Below are 16,670 nucleotides of genomic sequence, written 5' to 3'. Positions count from 1 at the left end.
TAGTTGTAAACGGCCGAGGAGATAGCAGCTTATGTCTGAGCGCTTGAACAATGCATTTCAATTCGTCGAAGTGGATCGTAAGGATCCTAAGAAGAAGCCTTTAATTACACGTAAGGCGCAATTCGTCGAAATTTATAAACCATTCGAAGAGGCTGGTGCGAAAGATCAATCGCACCGTTGCCTAGAGTGCGGTAACCCATACTGTGAGTGGAAATGCCCCGTTCACAACTACATCCCTAATTGGTTAAAGCTGGTTAGTGAAGGCAGTATTTTGGAAGCAGCAGAGTTGAGTCATCAGACTAACTCTTTGCCAGAAGTATGTGGTCGTGTTTGCCCACAAGATCGACTTTGTGAAGGCGCTTGTACGCTTGGCGAAGGCGGCTTTGGTGCAGTGACCATCGGTTCTGTTGAGAAATACATCACAGATACGGCGTTTGCTTTAGGCTGGCGTCCTGATATGTCTAACGTCGTGCCAGTTAATAAAACAGTGGCAATCGTTGGTGCTGGTCCTGCCGGTCTTGCCTGTGCTGATATCTTGGTTCGTAACGGTATTAAACCTGTGGTTTTTGACAAGTACCCAGAAATTGGTGGCTTGCTGACCTTTGGTATTCCAGAGTTTAAACTGGAAAAAAGTGTCATGACTCGCCGTCGTGAAATTTTTGAAGAAATGGGTGTTGAGTTTGTCTTAGGCACATCGGTTGGTGATGACGTACCGTTTGAACATGTATTGGAAGAATACGATGCTGTTTTCCTAGGCATGGGTACTTACAAATACATGAAAGGCGGATTTCCAGGTGAAGATTTACCTGGTGTTTATGATGCCTTGGATTATTTGATTTCTAATGTGAATCACTGTTTAGATTTTGAAGAAGACGAAGCGGATTACATTAACCTAAAAGGCAAGCGAGTGGTTGTCTTAGGTGGTGGTGATACGGCAATGGACTGTAATCGCACAGCGATTCGCCAAGGCGCGAAGAGCGTATCTTGTGCTTACCGCCGTGACCAAGAAAACATGCCGGGTTCTCGTAAAGAAGTACAGAATGCTAAAGAAGAGGGCGTACAGTTCCTTTTCAACCGTCAACCAGTAGAAATCATTGGTGATGGTAAAGTTGAAGGTATCAAAGTCGTAGAAACTCAAATGGGCGAGCCAGACGAAAACGGCCGCCGTAGTGCTGAGATCATTGAAGGCAGCGAGCAGATTATTCCTGCTGATGCGATTCTTGTTGCCTTTGGTTTTCAAGCGAGTCCTGCACCTTGGTTTGAAAAATTCGGTATCGAAACAGACTCTCGTGGTCGCGTTGTTGCTCCGAGTAAAGGCAAGTTTATGTTTCAAACCACGAATGAAAAAATCTTCGCTGGTGGTGATATGGTTCGTGGTTCTGACTTAGTGGTTACCGCCATTGATGAAGGCCGTAAAGCGGCAGAAGGTATCATGGACTTCTTAGACGTTTAAATCTTAGTTCTGTTCTATAAAAAACGCTGATCAGAGACATCTGATCAGCGTTTTTTATGTCTATAGAATAAAGTATTAGGTTAGAAAAGATCTAAATTCATGTTAGCGTCGTATTCTTTTTATCAATACATTAACTTATGAAAACAGGCTAACTATGTTTAACTTTTTGAAATCTGATCCTATTAAAAAACTCGATAAAGAATATGGCGTGTTACTCGAGAAAGCGATGCAAGCTCAGCGCAGCGGCGACATAAAAGGCTATTCAGAATTGACTGAGCAAGCCGAAGCGGTGAAAGCAAAACTGGATGAAGCAAAGCGTTAAGTTGCTCACGAGCCCTTTATATTGTCGTTTTTAGGTTTTCCTGTGGGCGAATTAGGGTCAAGCTTTCTTCTGCAAAACCAGTACCGGCTTCCGTGTAGAAGTTGAAGACATTATCAATGCCTGAGGCTAACAAGGTTTCTCGCTCATCTTGATAGCGTGCAATCGCCGCGATATGGCCTTGGTAGTTGGCTTTACGTAATTGTATGGCGATATTGGTGCTGTCTTCTGCGATTGGTAGTGCCAACATGACCAGTTGAAATTTCTTAGTATCTAGTCGCTCCCAAAGGTCGGCATCTTCACCATCCCCATAGAAGACGTTTTCACCTATATCTTGCATGAGCTTGATACGGTTTCGATCTGCATCCATACCTGTAACATTGTCGCCAATGAGATTTTTAAGGGAGTCAAAAGCGCCTCGTCCAACTCGACCTAAGCCAACGATTAGTACCTCAGCGTCTCTAGGTTGAGTGAATGCATCTTCAGGTAAATATTTTGGACTTTCATACTGACGAATGGCTTCTTTGTTGTTTCGATAGAGACGATGTGATTGGCGGTAGATAACACTCGTAATAACGAATGAAAAAGACACGGCAAGCGCTAAAATTACTAGCCATTCTTTTTCTAACCAACCATTGGTCACACTTAGGGCAACAACAATGAGGCCAAATTCGCTGTAGTTTGAGAGGATCAAAGCAGATAAAAAAGACGTTCGGCCACGCAGCTTGAACTTGGTTAATAAACCAAAGAAAAGGGCAAATTTAGCCAAAATGATGAGTGTGATGATGACACTCATACCGACCATTTCAAGCGTTGGTAAAGCGGTAAAACCAATAGAAAGGAAGAAGGCAATCAAAAATAAGTCTTTGAAATTCATCAAAGACTTATTCATTTCAGTTGATTTCGGGTGCGAAGCTAATAAAATACCAAAAATTAATGCGCCTAAATCGCCTTTTACACCAACAAGGTAAAATAGCTCATAACCACCAAGCGCTAGAAATATACCGGTTAATGGCAACATTTCACCATGGCCCACGCGATCGACAATTTTATTAATAAGAGGACGAACCAGTAATAATGCGAAGAGGCCAAGCGCCCAAATAGATGGTATTTTCCCCGTTGCCGCGACTAAGAAAACCACGGCGACGATGTCTTGCATTACTAAGATGCCAAGAGATAATTGTCCATGACGGGTTTTGAGTTCACCGTTTTCTTCAAGTAATTTCATGACGCATACTGTGCTTGAAAAGCTTAACGCGAAACCAATAAGTGCCGCCGTTTTGAGATCGAGAACGCCAAAATAGGGTAAGCTTAAAGTACCAAGTAAGAGAGCTATTCCACCAAAAAGAATTGTCCAAGAACTCATGTGACTAAGTGTAGAGGCCCATACTTCGCGTTTTAGTAAGTCTTTAACATGTAACTTTAGACCGATACTAAAGAGCATTAAAGTGATGCCGATGTTTGCAAGAGAGTCCAAAGTGCTGCTTGCTTCGAAACCCAAATAATTTAGTAGAAAACCAGCCAATAAGAAGCCAATTAGCGGTGGTAAGTTGATTACCTTAACGGCTAGGCCGCAGACAAATGCGAATAAAATCCAAGTAAATTCCATACAGTCCTTCTAAATAACCGGGATGGTCTAAAGAGGTTATCATACGAAATTTACACGAATCGTGCAGCTTGTTATCTTGTTATTTCAATGTCTTATGACGCTATAAAAGCATAATATATAAACTATTTTTCCATTCAGACTCTCTACGAGTAAACTTATTTCATTTGACGTTTTACAGAGCGATATATGCCAGATTCCATTTCTCCAGCCATTGATAAATCCATTAAACGTCTTCCTGAAAAAGAGCTAGTAGCATTATTTGCTTTAATGATGTCTCTGACGGCATTAAGTATGGATTCTATGTTGCCAGCGTTTCCTTATATTGCTGAAGCGCTAGCAATCGAGGATTATCAAAAAACACAGTGGATTGTTTCTGCGCTGATTTTTGGGATGGTGTTTGGTGAAATTGTCTTTGGCCCATTGTCTGATGCGATAGGCCGTAAAAAAAGTATTCTGATTGGTATTTGCATTTATATTGTCGGCTCATTGGTAGCTCTGTCTGCTTCATCTTTGACTGAGTTTTTAATTGGACGCATGATTCAAGGGTTTGGTGTTGCAGGTCCCAAAATTGCTTCAAGGGCGTTAATTCGAGATATGTACAAAGGCGTGGCAATGGCGCGAATTATGTCTTTTGTGATGATGGTGTTTATTTTAGTGCCTTTATTAGCACCAACGGTCGGTCAGTTAATTATTCATGTGGCAAACTGGTATTGGATTTTTGCCTTGCTTATTGTTCAGGCAACAGTCGCAGCTGTCTGGCTCATGGTAAGACAGCCAGAAACGCTGTCTAAAGAGAATAGAACTCCCATTAATCGAGTTCGATTAATGATGGATATTGGTATCATTTTACGGCGTCGAGATGTGGTGGCGTTTACGGTGTTACTCGGCTGCATGTTCGCAGGCTTGATGTTATACATTAGTACAGCCCAATCGATATTTCAGGATATTTATCAAACGGGTGATCGTTTTCCTTTCTTCTTTGCGATGTTCGCCATCGGTATTTCAATTGTTAATTTTTATAACGGTAAAATTGTGCAGCGTGTCGGTATGCTGCGTTGTGTGACTTCTGCTTTAAAAGTGCTCATCACAGTGTCGTTTTTGTTGTTGATCTCGGCTTTGTATTTTGACGGCGTACCTCCTTTTGTACTTTTTATGGGCTTGGGTATGGTTATGTTTTCTTGTCTTGGCATGGTGTTCGGTAATGTGAATGCCATGGCAATGGAGCCTTTAGGGAAAATGGCTGGGTTAGGCGCGTCTTTGATTTCATCGCTTTCAAGTCTATTAGCGATTCTTTTATCTACTACTGTTGGCCAGTTTTATCATTCTACGGTAATGCCATTAGCGAGTGGCTTTTTACTATTTTCGGTTTTGGCTTTGATTATGTTGAAGTACGGAAGTCGCTTTAGACAAGTGGAATTATGAAGATGTTTTCTCATTAAATATGCCTAAAATGAGGTAGAATCTCAGTCCATTTATTTATCTCAAGAGAACGTCATGTCTTCCCAATCTGAGTCGACCACTTCATTAGCGAAACAACTTTTTTCTATGACATGGCCTATGTTATTTGGCGTCTTGTCGATGATGAGTTTTCAGCTTGTGGACAGTGCGTTTATCGGTCAACTTGGTATTCTTCCATTGGCCGCTCAAGGCTTTACCTTACCGATTCAAATGATTGTCATTGGTTTGCAGGTAGGTCTTGGTATTGCTACGACAGCCATTATTGCTAGAGCGCTTGGTGCTGGAAATGAGAATTATGCGAAACAGCTTGGTGGTTTGGTTTTAATGATTGGCAGCGTAGGTATGGTGTGCTTCTGCCTACTTATTTGGTGGTTACGCCATCCTATTTTGACGTTGTTGAGTGCGCCTGAGTCTGTTTTTCCTGTTATCGACGCTTATTGGCCTTATTGGCTATTCAGTGTTTTTGTTGGTGCATTAACGTATTTTTATTACAGTATTTGTCGATCCAACGGCAATACTTTTTTACCTGGTATTATGATGGTGGTGACCAGTGTTTTGAATCTGATATTGGACCCTATTTTCATTTTTACTTTAGATCTTGGCTTAAACGGTGCAGCAATAGCAACCATACTGTCATTTATTATTGGCTTGTTAATTGTTGCTTCACAAGTGACAAGAAAGCATTGGGTATCGTTTGATTGGAAAGACCTTAATGTAGGGAAAAGTTTGGCGTCGATTGGCCACATCATGGGACCGGCAATGGTCAGTCAGCTATTGCCTTCGGCTTCCTCTATATTGGCGACGAAACTGATTGCTGGATTTGGAACCGCGGCGGTTGCTTCTTGGGCGTTAGGGTCACGCTTTGAATTCTTTATTATTGTTTCTGTTTTGGCGCTAACTATGTCTATGCCGCCTATGGTTGGTCGTTTACTCGGCGCAAACAAAATAGCAGAGATACGAGAAGTTGTGTCGATTGCTTGTCGTTTTGTTCTCGGTTTTCAATTGCTTGTGGCGATTGTGACGTTCCTTGCCTCAGATTTTTTGGCGAATTTAATGACAAGCGAGAAAGCAGTTTCTGAGATTTTAAATTGGCATTTAGTTTTAGTCCCCATCAGTCTTGGTTCTTTAGGTATTTGCATGCTGATGGTGTCTGTTGCAAATGCTTTAGGAAAATCTTATACAGCGTTAAGTATTTCAGCACTGCGTTTATTCGTTTTCTTTTTACCTTGTTTGTGGATTGGTTCTGAACTGGCGGGTCTAAAAGGACTTTTTGTTGGGGTTTTGATCGGCAATTTACTGGCAGGCTTATGTGCTTGGAATATGTATCAGCGACTACTTAGGAAGATTGAGCTTGGTTCTTAAATTTAATGGTTTAATTTTCCGAGTGAACGTTTATTTAAAATGATTTATTTGACGTTGATACATAATAATTATTAGTTTTTACCAATGTAGCTATTTACAAACTAACTCAAACTATTTATTGAAAATGCTGTTGAGAATGAATACCATTTATACTGTGGTGTTTTTTATTCAATGGAGAGTGTTGTGGAAGATTCAGTACAGCAAGGAATTATCGATTTTTTGCAGGTAGGTGGTCCCGTCGTATGGATTTTGATGGTGTTTTCAGTTGTTGCTCTGACAATCGTTCTTTTAAAGTTATGGCAGTTTTCTTCGTTGCGTGCCGAAAGTCTTAAAACGTCGCAGTTAGCATTAGATGATTGGCGTAATGGCAAAGGTGAAAAGTCATTAGAAAAACTAGATGAAAAGCGTCCGATCGATGCTTTAGTGGGTTACACCATGCGCGCTTTATTAAGTGCAAATATCAGTGCTGATTTAATACGTGAAGAAGCAGAGCGTCGTGCAATGAATCAGCTCAGTCAACTTCGTTCTTATCTTCGTCCTTTAGAAATTATCGCGACCCTGAGTCCTTTGCTTGGTTTGTTAGGTACGGTTTTAGGCATGATTACCGCTTTCCAACAAATGGAAGGTGCAGGCAGTCAAGTTGACCCTTCTGTATTATCTGGTGGTATATGGCAGGCTTTATTAACCACTGCTGTAGGTTTGGCTGTTGCGATTCCTGTGGTGACATTGCAAAGTTGGTTAGAGCGTAAAGTAGAGCGTATTGCTCATAATATGAATGATGCTGTTACTCAGGTGTTTACCAGTAAAGAAGCAAAAGCTCTGACAGAAAAAGCGGCGCAAGAGATGTTACATGCCGCTTAACCTTTCTCAACCGAAACGTAAAAATGCCATTAGTTTAACGCCACTTATTGATGTGGTGTTTATTCTTTTGCTTTTCTTTATGTTGACCTCAAGTTTTGTACCTTGGCGTATTGTTGATACACCATTGTCTGTGCCGACTGATAGCCAAGAAACAATTGAAGAAAAAGAAAATGTCATACTGACCTTAAAATTAAACGATGATCAAGTATGGGTAGATAAACAAGTTATTCACTTTACGGATCAAACACGATTTCAAGGGCTCATTAAAGATCATCAGAAAAGTATATTTATCATTAAAGCGGAAGATGGGGTGACATTACAAACCTTGATGCATCTTGCTGATCGTCTAAAATTTAATGGCGCCAAAACGGTCTCTATTGCTAATGCTTTTGCTATGCCGGAGACACCATGAAAATAGATGAGAAGTTCGCCAAGCGTATCGCCAGCGATGATGACAATATGGTACCTCTGATCAACGTTGTTTTTCTAATGTTGGTGTTTTTTATGGTCGCCGGTCAAATTAAAAAAGCAGACCCTATTGCAGTGGTCCCTCCACATTCTATTAACGAAACCCGCGCAGCAAACGATCCAAACGTTGTTATCGTCGTAGGGGGGGATAATAGTCTTTATGTTGATGATCAATTACAAACAATAGAAAGCGTACAGCCTTATTTGGACGAGAAGTTTTCGTCGTCTTTGAATAAAGAAGGATTCTGGGTGCAAATTAAAGCGGATGGCGCTATTTCATTAGATAAGTTACGACCGATTTTTAATCAGGTTCGTTTGGCTGGGTTAACGAAAGTCAGTCTGGCAACTCAACTTGAGCGAGGAAAAGAATGATTTCCACGCGTCATTGGATTGTTGCTGGTGGGCTGGCTATTTCGGTTCATGCTGGTGCTTTTTATACAGTGTTTTATAACCCAGTTGAAGGCAGCCAAGCAGCAGGTTCCCAAGGAATTGAATTTGGTCTTGGTATGATGGGAGATCTCGGAGCATCAGCACAAACAACGCTTGCTCAAGAAGAAACAAAAGATGTTGAAGACATTCAAGAAGAGGTTGAGCCAGATCCAATTGTTGAGCCAGAATCAGAGATTGAGCCTGAGCCTGAGCCAGAAGTTAAACTAGAGCCAGAGCCGATTGTCGAACCAGAGCCAGAAATTGAGCCTGAGCCTGTTGAGGTTAAGCAAGAGTCTCCTATTGAGGTGAAAAAGGTTGAACCAGAACAAGAGCCAGAACCAATAGTCGAACCAGAACCAGAACCAGAACCAGAACCAGAACCAGAAATTGAGCCTGAGCCCGTTGAGGTTAAGCAAGAGTCTCCTATTGAGGTGAAAAAGGTTGAACCAGAACAAGAGCCAGAACCAATAGTCGAACCAGAACCAGAACCAGAACCAGAACCAGAACCAGAAATTGAGCCTGAGCCCGTTGAGGTTAAGCAAGAGTCTCCTATTGAGGTGAAAAAGGTTGAACCAGAACAAGAGCCAGAACCGATTGTCGAACCTGAACCTGAACCTAAGAAAGATGTTAAGCCAGTAGTGAAGCCGACACCGAAGAAGAATGCACCGGAATCAATGGCGAACATGAAAGCAACGACAGGTTCTGGTAACTCAGCAAACAGTGGTGGTAATCCTGGAACCAAGGCAAATTATACAACTCAGTTACTTTCTATATTGGCACAAAATAAACGTTACCCGAGAGCATCTCGACGACGTAATGAAGAAGGTGTCGTGACATTGTCTTTTATTGCCCACGCGGATGGTTCAGTGTCGGATGTGTCGATTACTGGGAGTTCAGGCTATAAGCGCTTAGATAAAGCAGTATTGGACATGATTAGAAAATCGACACCTTTGCCTAAGTTTACTAGCGATATGAAAGAAACCGAACTGAGAATTAGTCTGCCAGTTTCATTCAAATTGAGTGATTATCGTTAATTTATAATCATATAATTTGAGTTTATATTTTTACGAAATTTAAAAATACCGCTGCTTATGTTCAAATTGAGACATGAGCAGCGGCGTTTTATTAATAGCTGTTTATTCGTAAGGTTTTATCAATTAGCAATAAGCTTTTTAGGGCTCGGATTCAGAGGTAGTAGTAACCAGATCTTCCCAAAATGTTTAAGCTGTCCAGCATGGAAATGTGCCTCTTCACCAATGCCTTGATACCAATCTATATGTCCTGGGCCCTTAATCGCACCACCTTTGTCTTGAGCTAGCAGAAGACGAAACTCATGACCAACCAAATTTCCGTAGGAATCGAGTTTAGGTACTTGGGCTAACAAGATAGAACCCAGTGGGATAACACTCGGATCAACGGCCGCAGAATACAAAGGTGTTAGTGGTACGTTTGCGGCACCAACAGGATCACGCGGTCCTTCACTAAAAAACAAATAGCTTGGGTTAGCTGAAAGAATGTCTCTCATGCGGTCAGGGTTGTCTGCTAGCCACTGGCGAATACTTTGTGCTGAAATATCGGCTCGATCTATTTCACCTTGTTCGATCAATTCTTTTCCTATACTCCGATAGGCGTGGCCATTCACACCGCCCCAAGACAACAGTTTTTGTTCGCCATCTTCGTATTCAACAACGCCTGAGCCTTGTACATGTAAGAAGAAATTGTCGACTAAATCTGAGGTGTAGGCAATTTCTAAATCTTGTCCTACTAACGCACTTTCAAAATCGATTTCTTCCCGTGACGGGAAATTACCATTTTCATCTCTTTGTGTTGGCTTTCGGTATAAGGGGTAGCGGTATTTTTCATCAGGCAAATGACGCACAGGTAAAATAGGAACGTAATAGCCGGTGATTTGTACGTTGCCTCTTTTATCTTGTCCGGCTAATTGGTGGGCGATAAGTTGTGGTTGTTGAGCTGGGTTTTGTAGCCAACTGTTAATTTCGTTGGCGACAGTTTTTAAGTCTTCGGTGTTTGTCTGTGTATTTTCAAGTAAGTACTGTTTGTCTGAGATCCGATTCAAATAGGCGATTTGTTGTTGTAGGCCATTTTGAAAGCTGGCGTCAGGATAGGGTAATCCTGGTGGTAGACTTTCTTTTAAGTACAAAAAATCGCGCTTCAATGCGGTTGTGTCTCGGCCATTATTTTCAAAATCATTAGAGCTGTCTATCTCTGTGAGGCTACAGCTGATTGTGAGTAGACTCAAAGAGGTAATGCAAAGAGAGTAGAATATAGAGCGATTGTTTTTTTGTGTAGGAATAAAGGACTGCAATATATGGGTGATATTCATAAAAGCTCTTTGTTGTAAAAAATGAAAAAATAAACCGACGACGTAAGTCGGAAAAAATGTATGAAAATGTATATGTGTGACAGGTTTGACCACAAATTAAACATGAGGTTCATCTTGGGTATTTATGAAGGCGAAAGCAATATTTTGAAAGATAAACTAACTTATCGCCTTAGTTGTTTTAACCGTACAGCTGACTTCACCATCCTGAACTCTGACTTTAATAGCATCGCCTTTCTCTACGTCATGAATAGAACGAATGACTTGTTTACCTTTCGATGCAATGGCGTAGCCGCGAGATAAAGTATTGAGTGGGCTGACGAGGTTGAGTTTATCTATGATGCGAGCAAAAGCGGTTTGTTTGTTGGTTAGGTTGTTACGTAGAGCATGGGCAAGTCGCGTGTCTATATTGTTGAGCGTTTGCCTTTCTTGATTAATACGACGAGTAGGGCTGTTTCTTTCAAGTCGGTGGACGAGGTTGCTCGTCTGAATATGTTGCTCTGATACTTTGCGTTGAATGTTTTGCTGCAAACGATGCATCAGTTGATTTAGTTGGTTTTGTTGTTGATCAATGCGCTCTTTCGGGTGACGAATGCGTTTTGTCGTGAAATCGAGCTGTTGCTGGCTTTGTTCGAGAATGCGAGACATACGTCGAGCCAGTTGTTTTTCTTGTTGCTCGATTTGTCGAATCAGTTGATTACAATCTGGGCTTAATAGTTCCGCCGCCGCCGTGGGTGTGGCGGCGCGAACGTCGGCAACAAAATCGGTAATGGTGAAGTCTGTCTCGTGGCCTACTGCAGAAACAATCGGCGTTTTCGTATTGAAAACGGCACGGGCTAAAGTCTCGTCGTTAAAACTCCATAAATCTTCTAATGAACCACCACCACGACCAAGCACGATGGCATCGAAATGACCACTGTCGTCTGCTCGTTGTAACTGCCTTAAGATATTTTTCGCTGCGTCTTTGCCTTGTACTAACGAAGGTAGAATAGTGAGTTCCGTTAAGGGGAAACGGCGACGAAAGGCGATGATCATGTCGCGCACGGCTGCGCCAACAGGAGAAGTGATAATTGCGACACGTTCAGGTTTGGTTGGCAATGGTTGTTTGTGCTTTGCGTCAAACAAGCCCTCTAGCTGTAGACTGGTTTTGAGTCGCTCAAAAGCTTGTTGAAGTGCGCCTTCGCCTGCCGATTTCATACTTTCAACGCTGAGCTGACAGTCACCGCGAGGACCATAAAAAGTCACTCGAGCACGCAACCGAACCTTGTCGCCATCTTTTGGATTGAAGCGTACTGTGTTGTTCTTGCTTTTGAACATGGCGCAGCGAATTTGTGCTTTGTCATCTTTGAGTGAAAAGTACCAATGTCCCGAACCCGGCTTGGCCAAATTGGAGATTTCACCTTCGACTAAGATCCAAGGTAAACTGGCTTCAAGTAGTTGTTGTATTTGTCTATTTAGCTGCGAGACACTAAATGCGGTTTCTTGTGAGGCAGAAGTTGTAAAATTATTCATCAATCTCTCGTGGTTTTGATTTACCGAATGCAACTATAGGAGTAGAATTACTTGCCATCTTAACACCCTTGTTGGCATTGGAAACTCCCCTTATGTTACGTATCGTTCAAGAAGCTCTAACGTTTGATGACGTATTGCTCATCCCTGGCTATTCCGAAGTTCTTCCGAAGGATGTTAGCCTTAAAACTAAAATCACGAAAGACATTGAGCTGAATATTCCGCTTACGTCTTCTGCAATGGATACTGTTACCGAACATCGCATGGCGATTGCTTTGGCTCAAGAAGGCGGCATAGGCATTGTGCACAAAAACTTGACCATTGAAGAGCAGGCGAAAGAAGTTCGTCGTGTTAAAAAATACGAAAGCGGTATTGTTCGTGATCTTGTTACCATTCATCCAGAAGCGACTGTGCATGAATTGATGGCATTAACTGCCTCAAACAGTATTTCTAGTGTACCTGTTGTTAAAGGTACTGATCTTGTCGGTATCGTTACAAGCCGTGATGTTCGTTTCGTTAAAGATTTTGATAAAAGCGTTGCTGATATCATGACACCGAAAGATCGACTAGTAACCGCACTTGAAGGTGCGTCTTCTGGTTCTATCCGTAAATTGCTTCACGAAAATCGTATTGAGAAAGTGCTGATCGTGAATGAGCAGTTTGAATTACGCGGCATGGTAACGGTAACCGATTTTAATAAAGCAACAACCTATCCAAATGCGTGTAAAGATGACCAAGGTCGTTTGCGTGTGGGTGCGGCTGTTGGTACTGGCGCTGATACTGAAGATCGTGTGAAAGCCTTGTCTGATGCGGGCGTTGATATTATTGTCGTTGATACGGCTCATGGTCATTCAAAAGGTGTTATCGATCGCGTTCGTTGGGTGAAGGAAACGTTTCCTCATATCCAAGTGATCGGCGGTAACATTGCAACAGCGGATGCGGCGATTGCGCTTGCAGATGCGGGTGCTGATGGCGTGAAAGTAGGTATCGGCCCAGGCTCAATTTGTACTACTCGTATCGTTGCTGGTGTGGGTGTTCCTCAAATCAGTGCGGTAGCGAATGTAGCAGAAGCGATGAACCCTCGTGGCATTCCTGTTATTGCTGATGGCGGTGTCCGTTTTTCTGGAGATATCGGTAAAGCAATTGCGGCCGGTGCAAGTGTCATCATGGTGGGCGGTTTGCTTGCAGGTACAGATGAAGCGCCTGGTGAAGTTGTTTTGTTCCAAGGTCGTTCATTTAAAGCGTATCGTGGCATGGGCTCACTTGGTGCTATGTCTCAGTCTCAAGGTTCAAGTGATCGATACTTCCAAGATTCAAGCAGCGTCGAGAAGCTGGTTCCAGAAGGAATTGAAGGTCGTGTACCATCAAAAGGGCCAATGGTGGCTGTTATTCATCAGTTGATGGGCGGCGTTCGCTCTTCAATGGGTTACACTGGATCTCCAGACATTGAGACGATGCGTACGAAAACTCAGTTCTCTCAAATTACCGGTGCCGGTATGCGTGAAAGTCATGTCCATGATGTGACGATTACGAAAGAGGCACCAAATTATCACGTGGGTTAATCGCTTGATAATTTGATGTTCGGATGGGGCGTATAACACGCCCCATCTTTATTTTTTACCCTTACTATCTATTGATTAACTACTTCTATTTTTAAAGACGATGCTCTTTTTAGATAGAGTGAAAGGAATGGCTAACAATGTCGCAAGATATCCACGCTCATAAAATTCTTATTCTTGATTTTGGCTCTCAGTACACTCAGCTGATTGCACGTCGTGTTCGTGAAATCGGTGTTTTCTGTGAAGTTCGTGCTTTTGATATGGAAGATCAAGAGGTTATTGATTTTGCACCTAAAGGTATCATCTTAGCTGGTGGTCCTGAATCTGTTCCTGAGCCGGGTTCTCCGCGTGCTCCAGAAGCCGTGTTCACTTTGGGTGTGCCTGTTTTCGGTATCTGTTACGGCATGCAAACAATGGCAGAACAATTGGGCGGTAAAGTTCAAGGTTCTGAGTTACGTGAATTTGGTTATGCTCAAATCCGTAAGCACGAAGGTTCTTCTTTATTGGAAGGTATTCAAGATCACGTGGCGAACAATGGCGTTGCTGCATTAGATGTTTGGATGAGTCACGGTGATAAAGTATCTGCAATGCCTGCGGACTTCTCTTTGATGGCGTCTACAGAAAGTTGCCCAATTGCTGCAATGGCGAACGAAGTTAAAAAGTTTTACGGTGTTCAATTTCATCCAGAAGTAACGCATACGAAACAAGGTGGAAAAATTCTATCTCGCTTCGTCGTAGATATTTGTGAGTGTGACACTTTGTGGACGCCGGCCAATATCGCTGAAGATGCTATCGAAAGAATGCGTGAGCAAGTGGGCGACAAGCAAGTTCTATTGGCTTTGTCTGGCGGTGTGGATTCTTCTGTTGTAGCGGCCTTGTTGCATAAAGCAATCGGAGATCAATTGACGTGTGTTTTCGTTGATAACGGTTTACTTCGTTTGAACGAAGGCGATCAAGTTATGAAGATGTTTGCTGATAACATGGGCGTAAAAGTGATCCGTGTTGATGCGGAGGATCTATTCCTTGGTAAGTTGGCCGGGGAAGATGACCCAGAGAAAAAACGCAAAATTATTGGTAACACCTTCATTGATATCTTTGATGAAGAGTCTTCGAAATTGAACAACATCGAGTTTCTTGCGCAGGGCACAATTTACCCAGATGTCATTGAGTCTGCTGCTTCTAAAACAGGTAAAGCTCACGTTATCAAATCTCACCATAATGTGGGTGGTTTGCCTGAAGACATGAAAATGGAGTTGGTTGAGCCACTTCGTGAGTTGTTTAAAGACGAAGTGCGTAAACTAGGTGTTGCACTTGGTTTGCCTCATGACATGGTTTATCGTCATCCGTTCCCTGGGCCAGGTCTTGGTGTGCGTATCTTGGGTGAAGTGAAGAAAGAATACGCTGATATTTTGCGTCGTGCGGATGCGATTTTTATCGAAGAGCTTCGTCGTTCTGGTTGGTATGGCAAGACGAGCCAAGCGTTTGTGGTCTTCTTGCCTGTTAAATCAGTAGGTGTGGTTGGTGACGGTCGTCGTTACGAATACGTAGTAGCACTTCGAGCAGTTGAAACTATCGACTTTATGACAGCACGTTGGGCTCATCTTCCGTACGAGTTATTGGAAACAGTTTCTGGCCGTATTATCAATGAAATCGAGAGCATTTCTCGTGTGGCTTATGATGTTTCTTCTAAGCCGCCAGCAACGATTGAGTGGGAATAGTTCCCTCTCGTTAATTGTTTTATTTGAACTCATAGATAGGCGGCTCTCTTTTTAGTTAAAGAGGGCCGTTTTTTATTTATATTATGTCTATAAAAGCATTGGAGTAATGATGTGGATTTTCCTACCCCATTAATAGAAGGTCGATTGATTAAACGCTATAAACGGTTTTTATCTGATATCCAACTACCGAATGGCGAGATAGTGGTTGCGCATTGTCCAAATACAGGTTCGATGAAGCGTTGCCAACAAGACGGCGCTCGTGTGTGGCTTTCCAAAAGTACGAATCCGAAACGAAAGTTAGGTTATACGTGGGAGTTGGTTGAGATTGATAACAAGCATCTGGCTTGTATTAATACAGGTTTGCCGAATAAGTTGATTGGCGAAGCGATTGAAAATGATGTGGTTAAAGAGTTGCTTGATTATAGCGGCATAAAAGCCGAAGTGAAATATGGTGAAAATAGTCGTATTGATTGGCTCTTAACAGGAAATGAAGGTCAAAAGTGCTATGTTGAGGTGAAAAACGTTACCTTATTAGAGGAAGATGGTAATGGTTACTTTCCTGATGCAGTAACAGATCGAGGGCGTAAGCATTTGTATGAGCTCGCCAAGATGGTTGAGGAAGGTCATCGGGCTGTTTTGTTCTTTTGTGTGAGTCATACAGGGATTGATTCTGTTTCTCCGGCTGCTCATATTGATGAAAAATATGCATTGGCATTTGAAGATGTGCTTTCTAAGGGGGTTGAGGTGCTCGCTTATAAGGTGGATATCACCACTAAAAAAATGATTGTTAGTTATTCCATTCCTGTTATTTCTTCCAAGGTCATTTCTTAAAAAAAATATCAACATTATAGTGCTTTATTTGGAGGTTAAGTCTCTAAGTAAAGTGTCTGTATTTCTTTTATTTCGTCAGTTTTTCTTTACCTACTCTTACTTTTAGTAGTCAATCGAGAGTTTATCGTTTTCATTCTGAATCAAACAGGGAAGCAGCTCTTTGATGCTTTTTTAATGAAAACCTATTGCTATTGTTTCTCTCGTGGGGGCGCAGTCCTTCTTAATAAAAACCTTTATTAGAATTGAAAACTATCAAGTAATGGAGAAATATTATGAATGCACTTACAAAAACAACTTTAGCTTTACTTGCTGCAACAGTGATTTCTACAGCAGCTTTCGCAAATAGTGACGCGCTAGCAGAAGCTCAATATCGTGTAGATGCTATTTCAGCACAGCTTGAAAGTATGGGGGCGGAAGTTGATTCAAGTGTTGATTTGAATGCCGCAGCAACACCAATTGAACAAGAAGCTGCGTTGGTCGCTAAATATGAAGAGCTACAGATTCAACTTGAAAATCTGCAAGCAAAAACGGCCGAATAATATTCGATAATAACTAAGCTCACTTCTGTTCTTAGTGGAAGTGGGCTTAACTTCGTATGATGGATTAATATTTAGTAAATGGATGTGGAGGGTTTATCGTAAAGGCATCATTTGTGTCCATTAGGTCTATTGTTGATTGCTATTTGACCGATTGGTATTTGTTTTGATGTTTTATTAGTCAGAAATTACTTTTTTATCATTTAATTAAAAGAAT

At 42.0% G+C, this 16,670-nt stretch carries 15 protein-coding genes; 12 read left to right on the top strand and 3 right to left on the bottom strand.

All coding sequences use genetic code 11. From position 1 onward, the window contains the following. The first annotated feature begins 31 nt into the window (after positions 1–31). Entirely contained in the window at positions 32–1,453 is a 1,422-nt protein-coding gene (locus MUS1_RS14150) for an FAD-dependent oxidoreductase (RefSeq protein ID WP_036163601.1), read from the top strand. 154 nt (positions 1,454–1,607) lie between these two features. Further along, on the top strand, positions 1,608–1,775 hold the full coding sequence (locus MUS1_RS16090; RefSeq protein ID WP_156924896.1) for a DUF6435 family protein: 168 nt from the start codon (positions 1,608–1,610) through the stop codon (positions 1,773–1,775). A gap of 16 nt (positions 1,776–1,791) precedes the next feature. On the opposite strand, the gene MUS1_RS14145 is transcribed toward MUS1_RS16090, so the two are convergent. Further along, positions 1,792–3,381: a cation:proton antiporter family protein gene (locus MUS1_RS14145; RefSeq protein ID WP_036163599.1), complete on the bottom strand. Its 1,590-nt coding sequence runs from the start codon at positions 3,379–3,381 to the stop codon at positions 1,792–1,794. 186 nt (positions 3,382–3,567) lie between these two features. Here MUS1_RS14145 and MUS1_RS14140 point away from each other — a divergent pair, with 186 nt between their 5' ends. The 6 genes from MUS1_RS14140 to MUS1_RS14115 all read left to right on the top strand — a co-directional run bounded on the left by MUS1_RS14140 (position 3,568) and on the right by MUS1_RS14115 (position 8,993). Then, positions 3,568–4,803, top strand: a complete 1,236-nt coding sequence (locus tag MUS1_RS14140; RefSeq protein WP_036163597.1) for a multidrug effflux MFS transporter — start codon at positions 3,568–3,570, stop codon at positions 4,801–4,803. A gap of 72 nt (positions 4,804–4,875) precedes the next feature. Beyond that, positions 4,876–6,201, top strand: a complete 1,326-nt coding sequence (locus MUS1_RS14135) for an MATE family efflux transporter (RefSeq protein ID WP_036163595.1) — start codon at positions 4,876–4,878, stop codon at positions 6,199–6,201. 183 nt (positions 6,202–6,384) lie between these two features. Further along, positions 6,385–7,062, top strand: coding sequence for a MotA/TolQ/ExbB proton channel family protein (locus MUS1_RS14130; RefSeq protein ID WP_211236478.1), 678 nt, complete (start codon positions 6,385–6,387; stop codon positions 7,060–7,062). Beyond that, positions 7,052–7,474 carry an ExbD/TolR family protein gene (locus tag MUS1_RS14125; RefSeq protein ID WP_036163592.1) on the top strand — a complete coding sequence of 141 codons (423 nt, stop codon included), beginning with the start codon at positions 7,052–7,054 and terminating at the stop codon, positions 7,472–7,474. Before MUS1_RS14130 ends, MUS1_RS14125 begins: the two co-directional genes overlap by 11 nt. Then, positions 7,471–7,902 carry an ExbD/TolR family protein gene (locus MUS1_RS14120; RefSeq protein ID WP_036163590.1) on the top strand — a complete coding sequence of 144 codons (432 nt, stop codon included), beginning with the start codon at positions 7,471–7,473 and terminating at the stop codon, positions 7,900–7,902. The genes MUS1_RS14125 and MUS1_RS14120 overlap by 4 nt, the downstream gene beginning before the upstream one ends. Next, the gene (locus MUS1_RS14115; RefSeq protein WP_036163589.1) at positions 7,899–8,993 is read left to right on the top strand and encodes an energy transducer TonB; all 1,095 of its coding nucleotides are present in this window, start codon (positions 7,899–7,901) and stop codon (positions 8,991–8,993) included. Before MUS1_RS14120 ends, MUS1_RS14115 begins: the two co-directional genes overlap by 4 nt. A gap of 119 nt (positions 8,994–9,112) precedes the next feature. Here the strand turns inward: MUS1_RS14115 and mltA are convergent, their stop codons facing one another. Both mltA and xseA read right to left on the bottom strand, forming a co-directional pair. Continuing rightward, complete coding sequence (gene mltA / locus MUS1_RS14110; RefSeq protein WP_036163588.1) at positions 9,113–10,303, bottom strand: murein transglycosylase A; 1,191 nt, start codon at positions 10,301–10,303, stop codon at positions 9,113–9,115. Positions 10,304–10,459: 156 nt separating this feature from the next. Next, entirely contained in the window at positions 10,460–11,812 is a 1,353-nt protein-coding gene (xseA, locus tag MUS1_RS14105; RefSeq protein WP_036163587.1) for an exodeoxyribonuclease VII large subunit, read from the bottom strand. A gap of 92 nt (positions 11,813–11,904) precedes the next feature. Here xseA and guaB point away from each other — a divergent pair, with 92 nt between their 5' ends. From guaB to MUS1_RS14085, 4 genes are all read left to right on the top strand, one after another. Then, the gene (gene guaB, locus MUS1_RS14100) at positions 11,905–13,371 is read left to right on the top strand and encodes an IMP dehydrogenase (RefSeq protein ID WP_036163585.1); all 1,467 of its coding nucleotides are present in this window, start codon (positions 11,905–11,907) and stop codon (positions 13,369–13,371) included. A gap of 137 nt (positions 13,372–13,508) precedes the next feature. Continuing rightward, the gene (gene guaA, locus MUS1_RS14095; RefSeq protein ID WP_036163583.1) at positions 13,509–15,086 is read left to right on the top strand and encodes a glutamine-hydrolyzing GMP synthase; all 1,578 of its coding nucleotides are present in this window, start codon (positions 13,509–13,511) and stop codon (positions 15,084–15,086) included. Between the two features lie 111 nt (positions 15,087–15,197). Continuing rightward, positions 15,198–15,917, top strand: a complete 720-nt coding sequence (sfsA, locus tag MUS1_RS14090; RefSeq protein WP_036163582.1) for a DNA/RNA nuclease SfsA — start codon at positions 15,198–15,200, stop codon at positions 15,915–15,917. Positions 15,918–16,189: 272 nt separating this feature from the next. After that, entirely contained in the window at positions 16,190–16,456 is a 267-nt protein-coding gene (locus MUS1_RS14085; protein WP_036163581.1) for a hypothetical protein, read from the top strand. Positions 16,457–16,670 lie beyond the last annotated feature (214 nt).

Source organism: Marinomonas ushuaiensis DSM 15871 (genome assembly GCF_000521805.1).
In the GTDB taxonomy this organism is placed as follows: Bacteria; Pseudomonadota; Gammaproteobacteria; order Pseudomonadales; family Marinomonadaceae; genus Marinomonas; species Marinomonas ushuaiensis.
The sequence above is the reverse complement of the archived record's forward strand: the minus strand, read 5'-3'. Positions and strand labels throughout refer to the sequence as shown.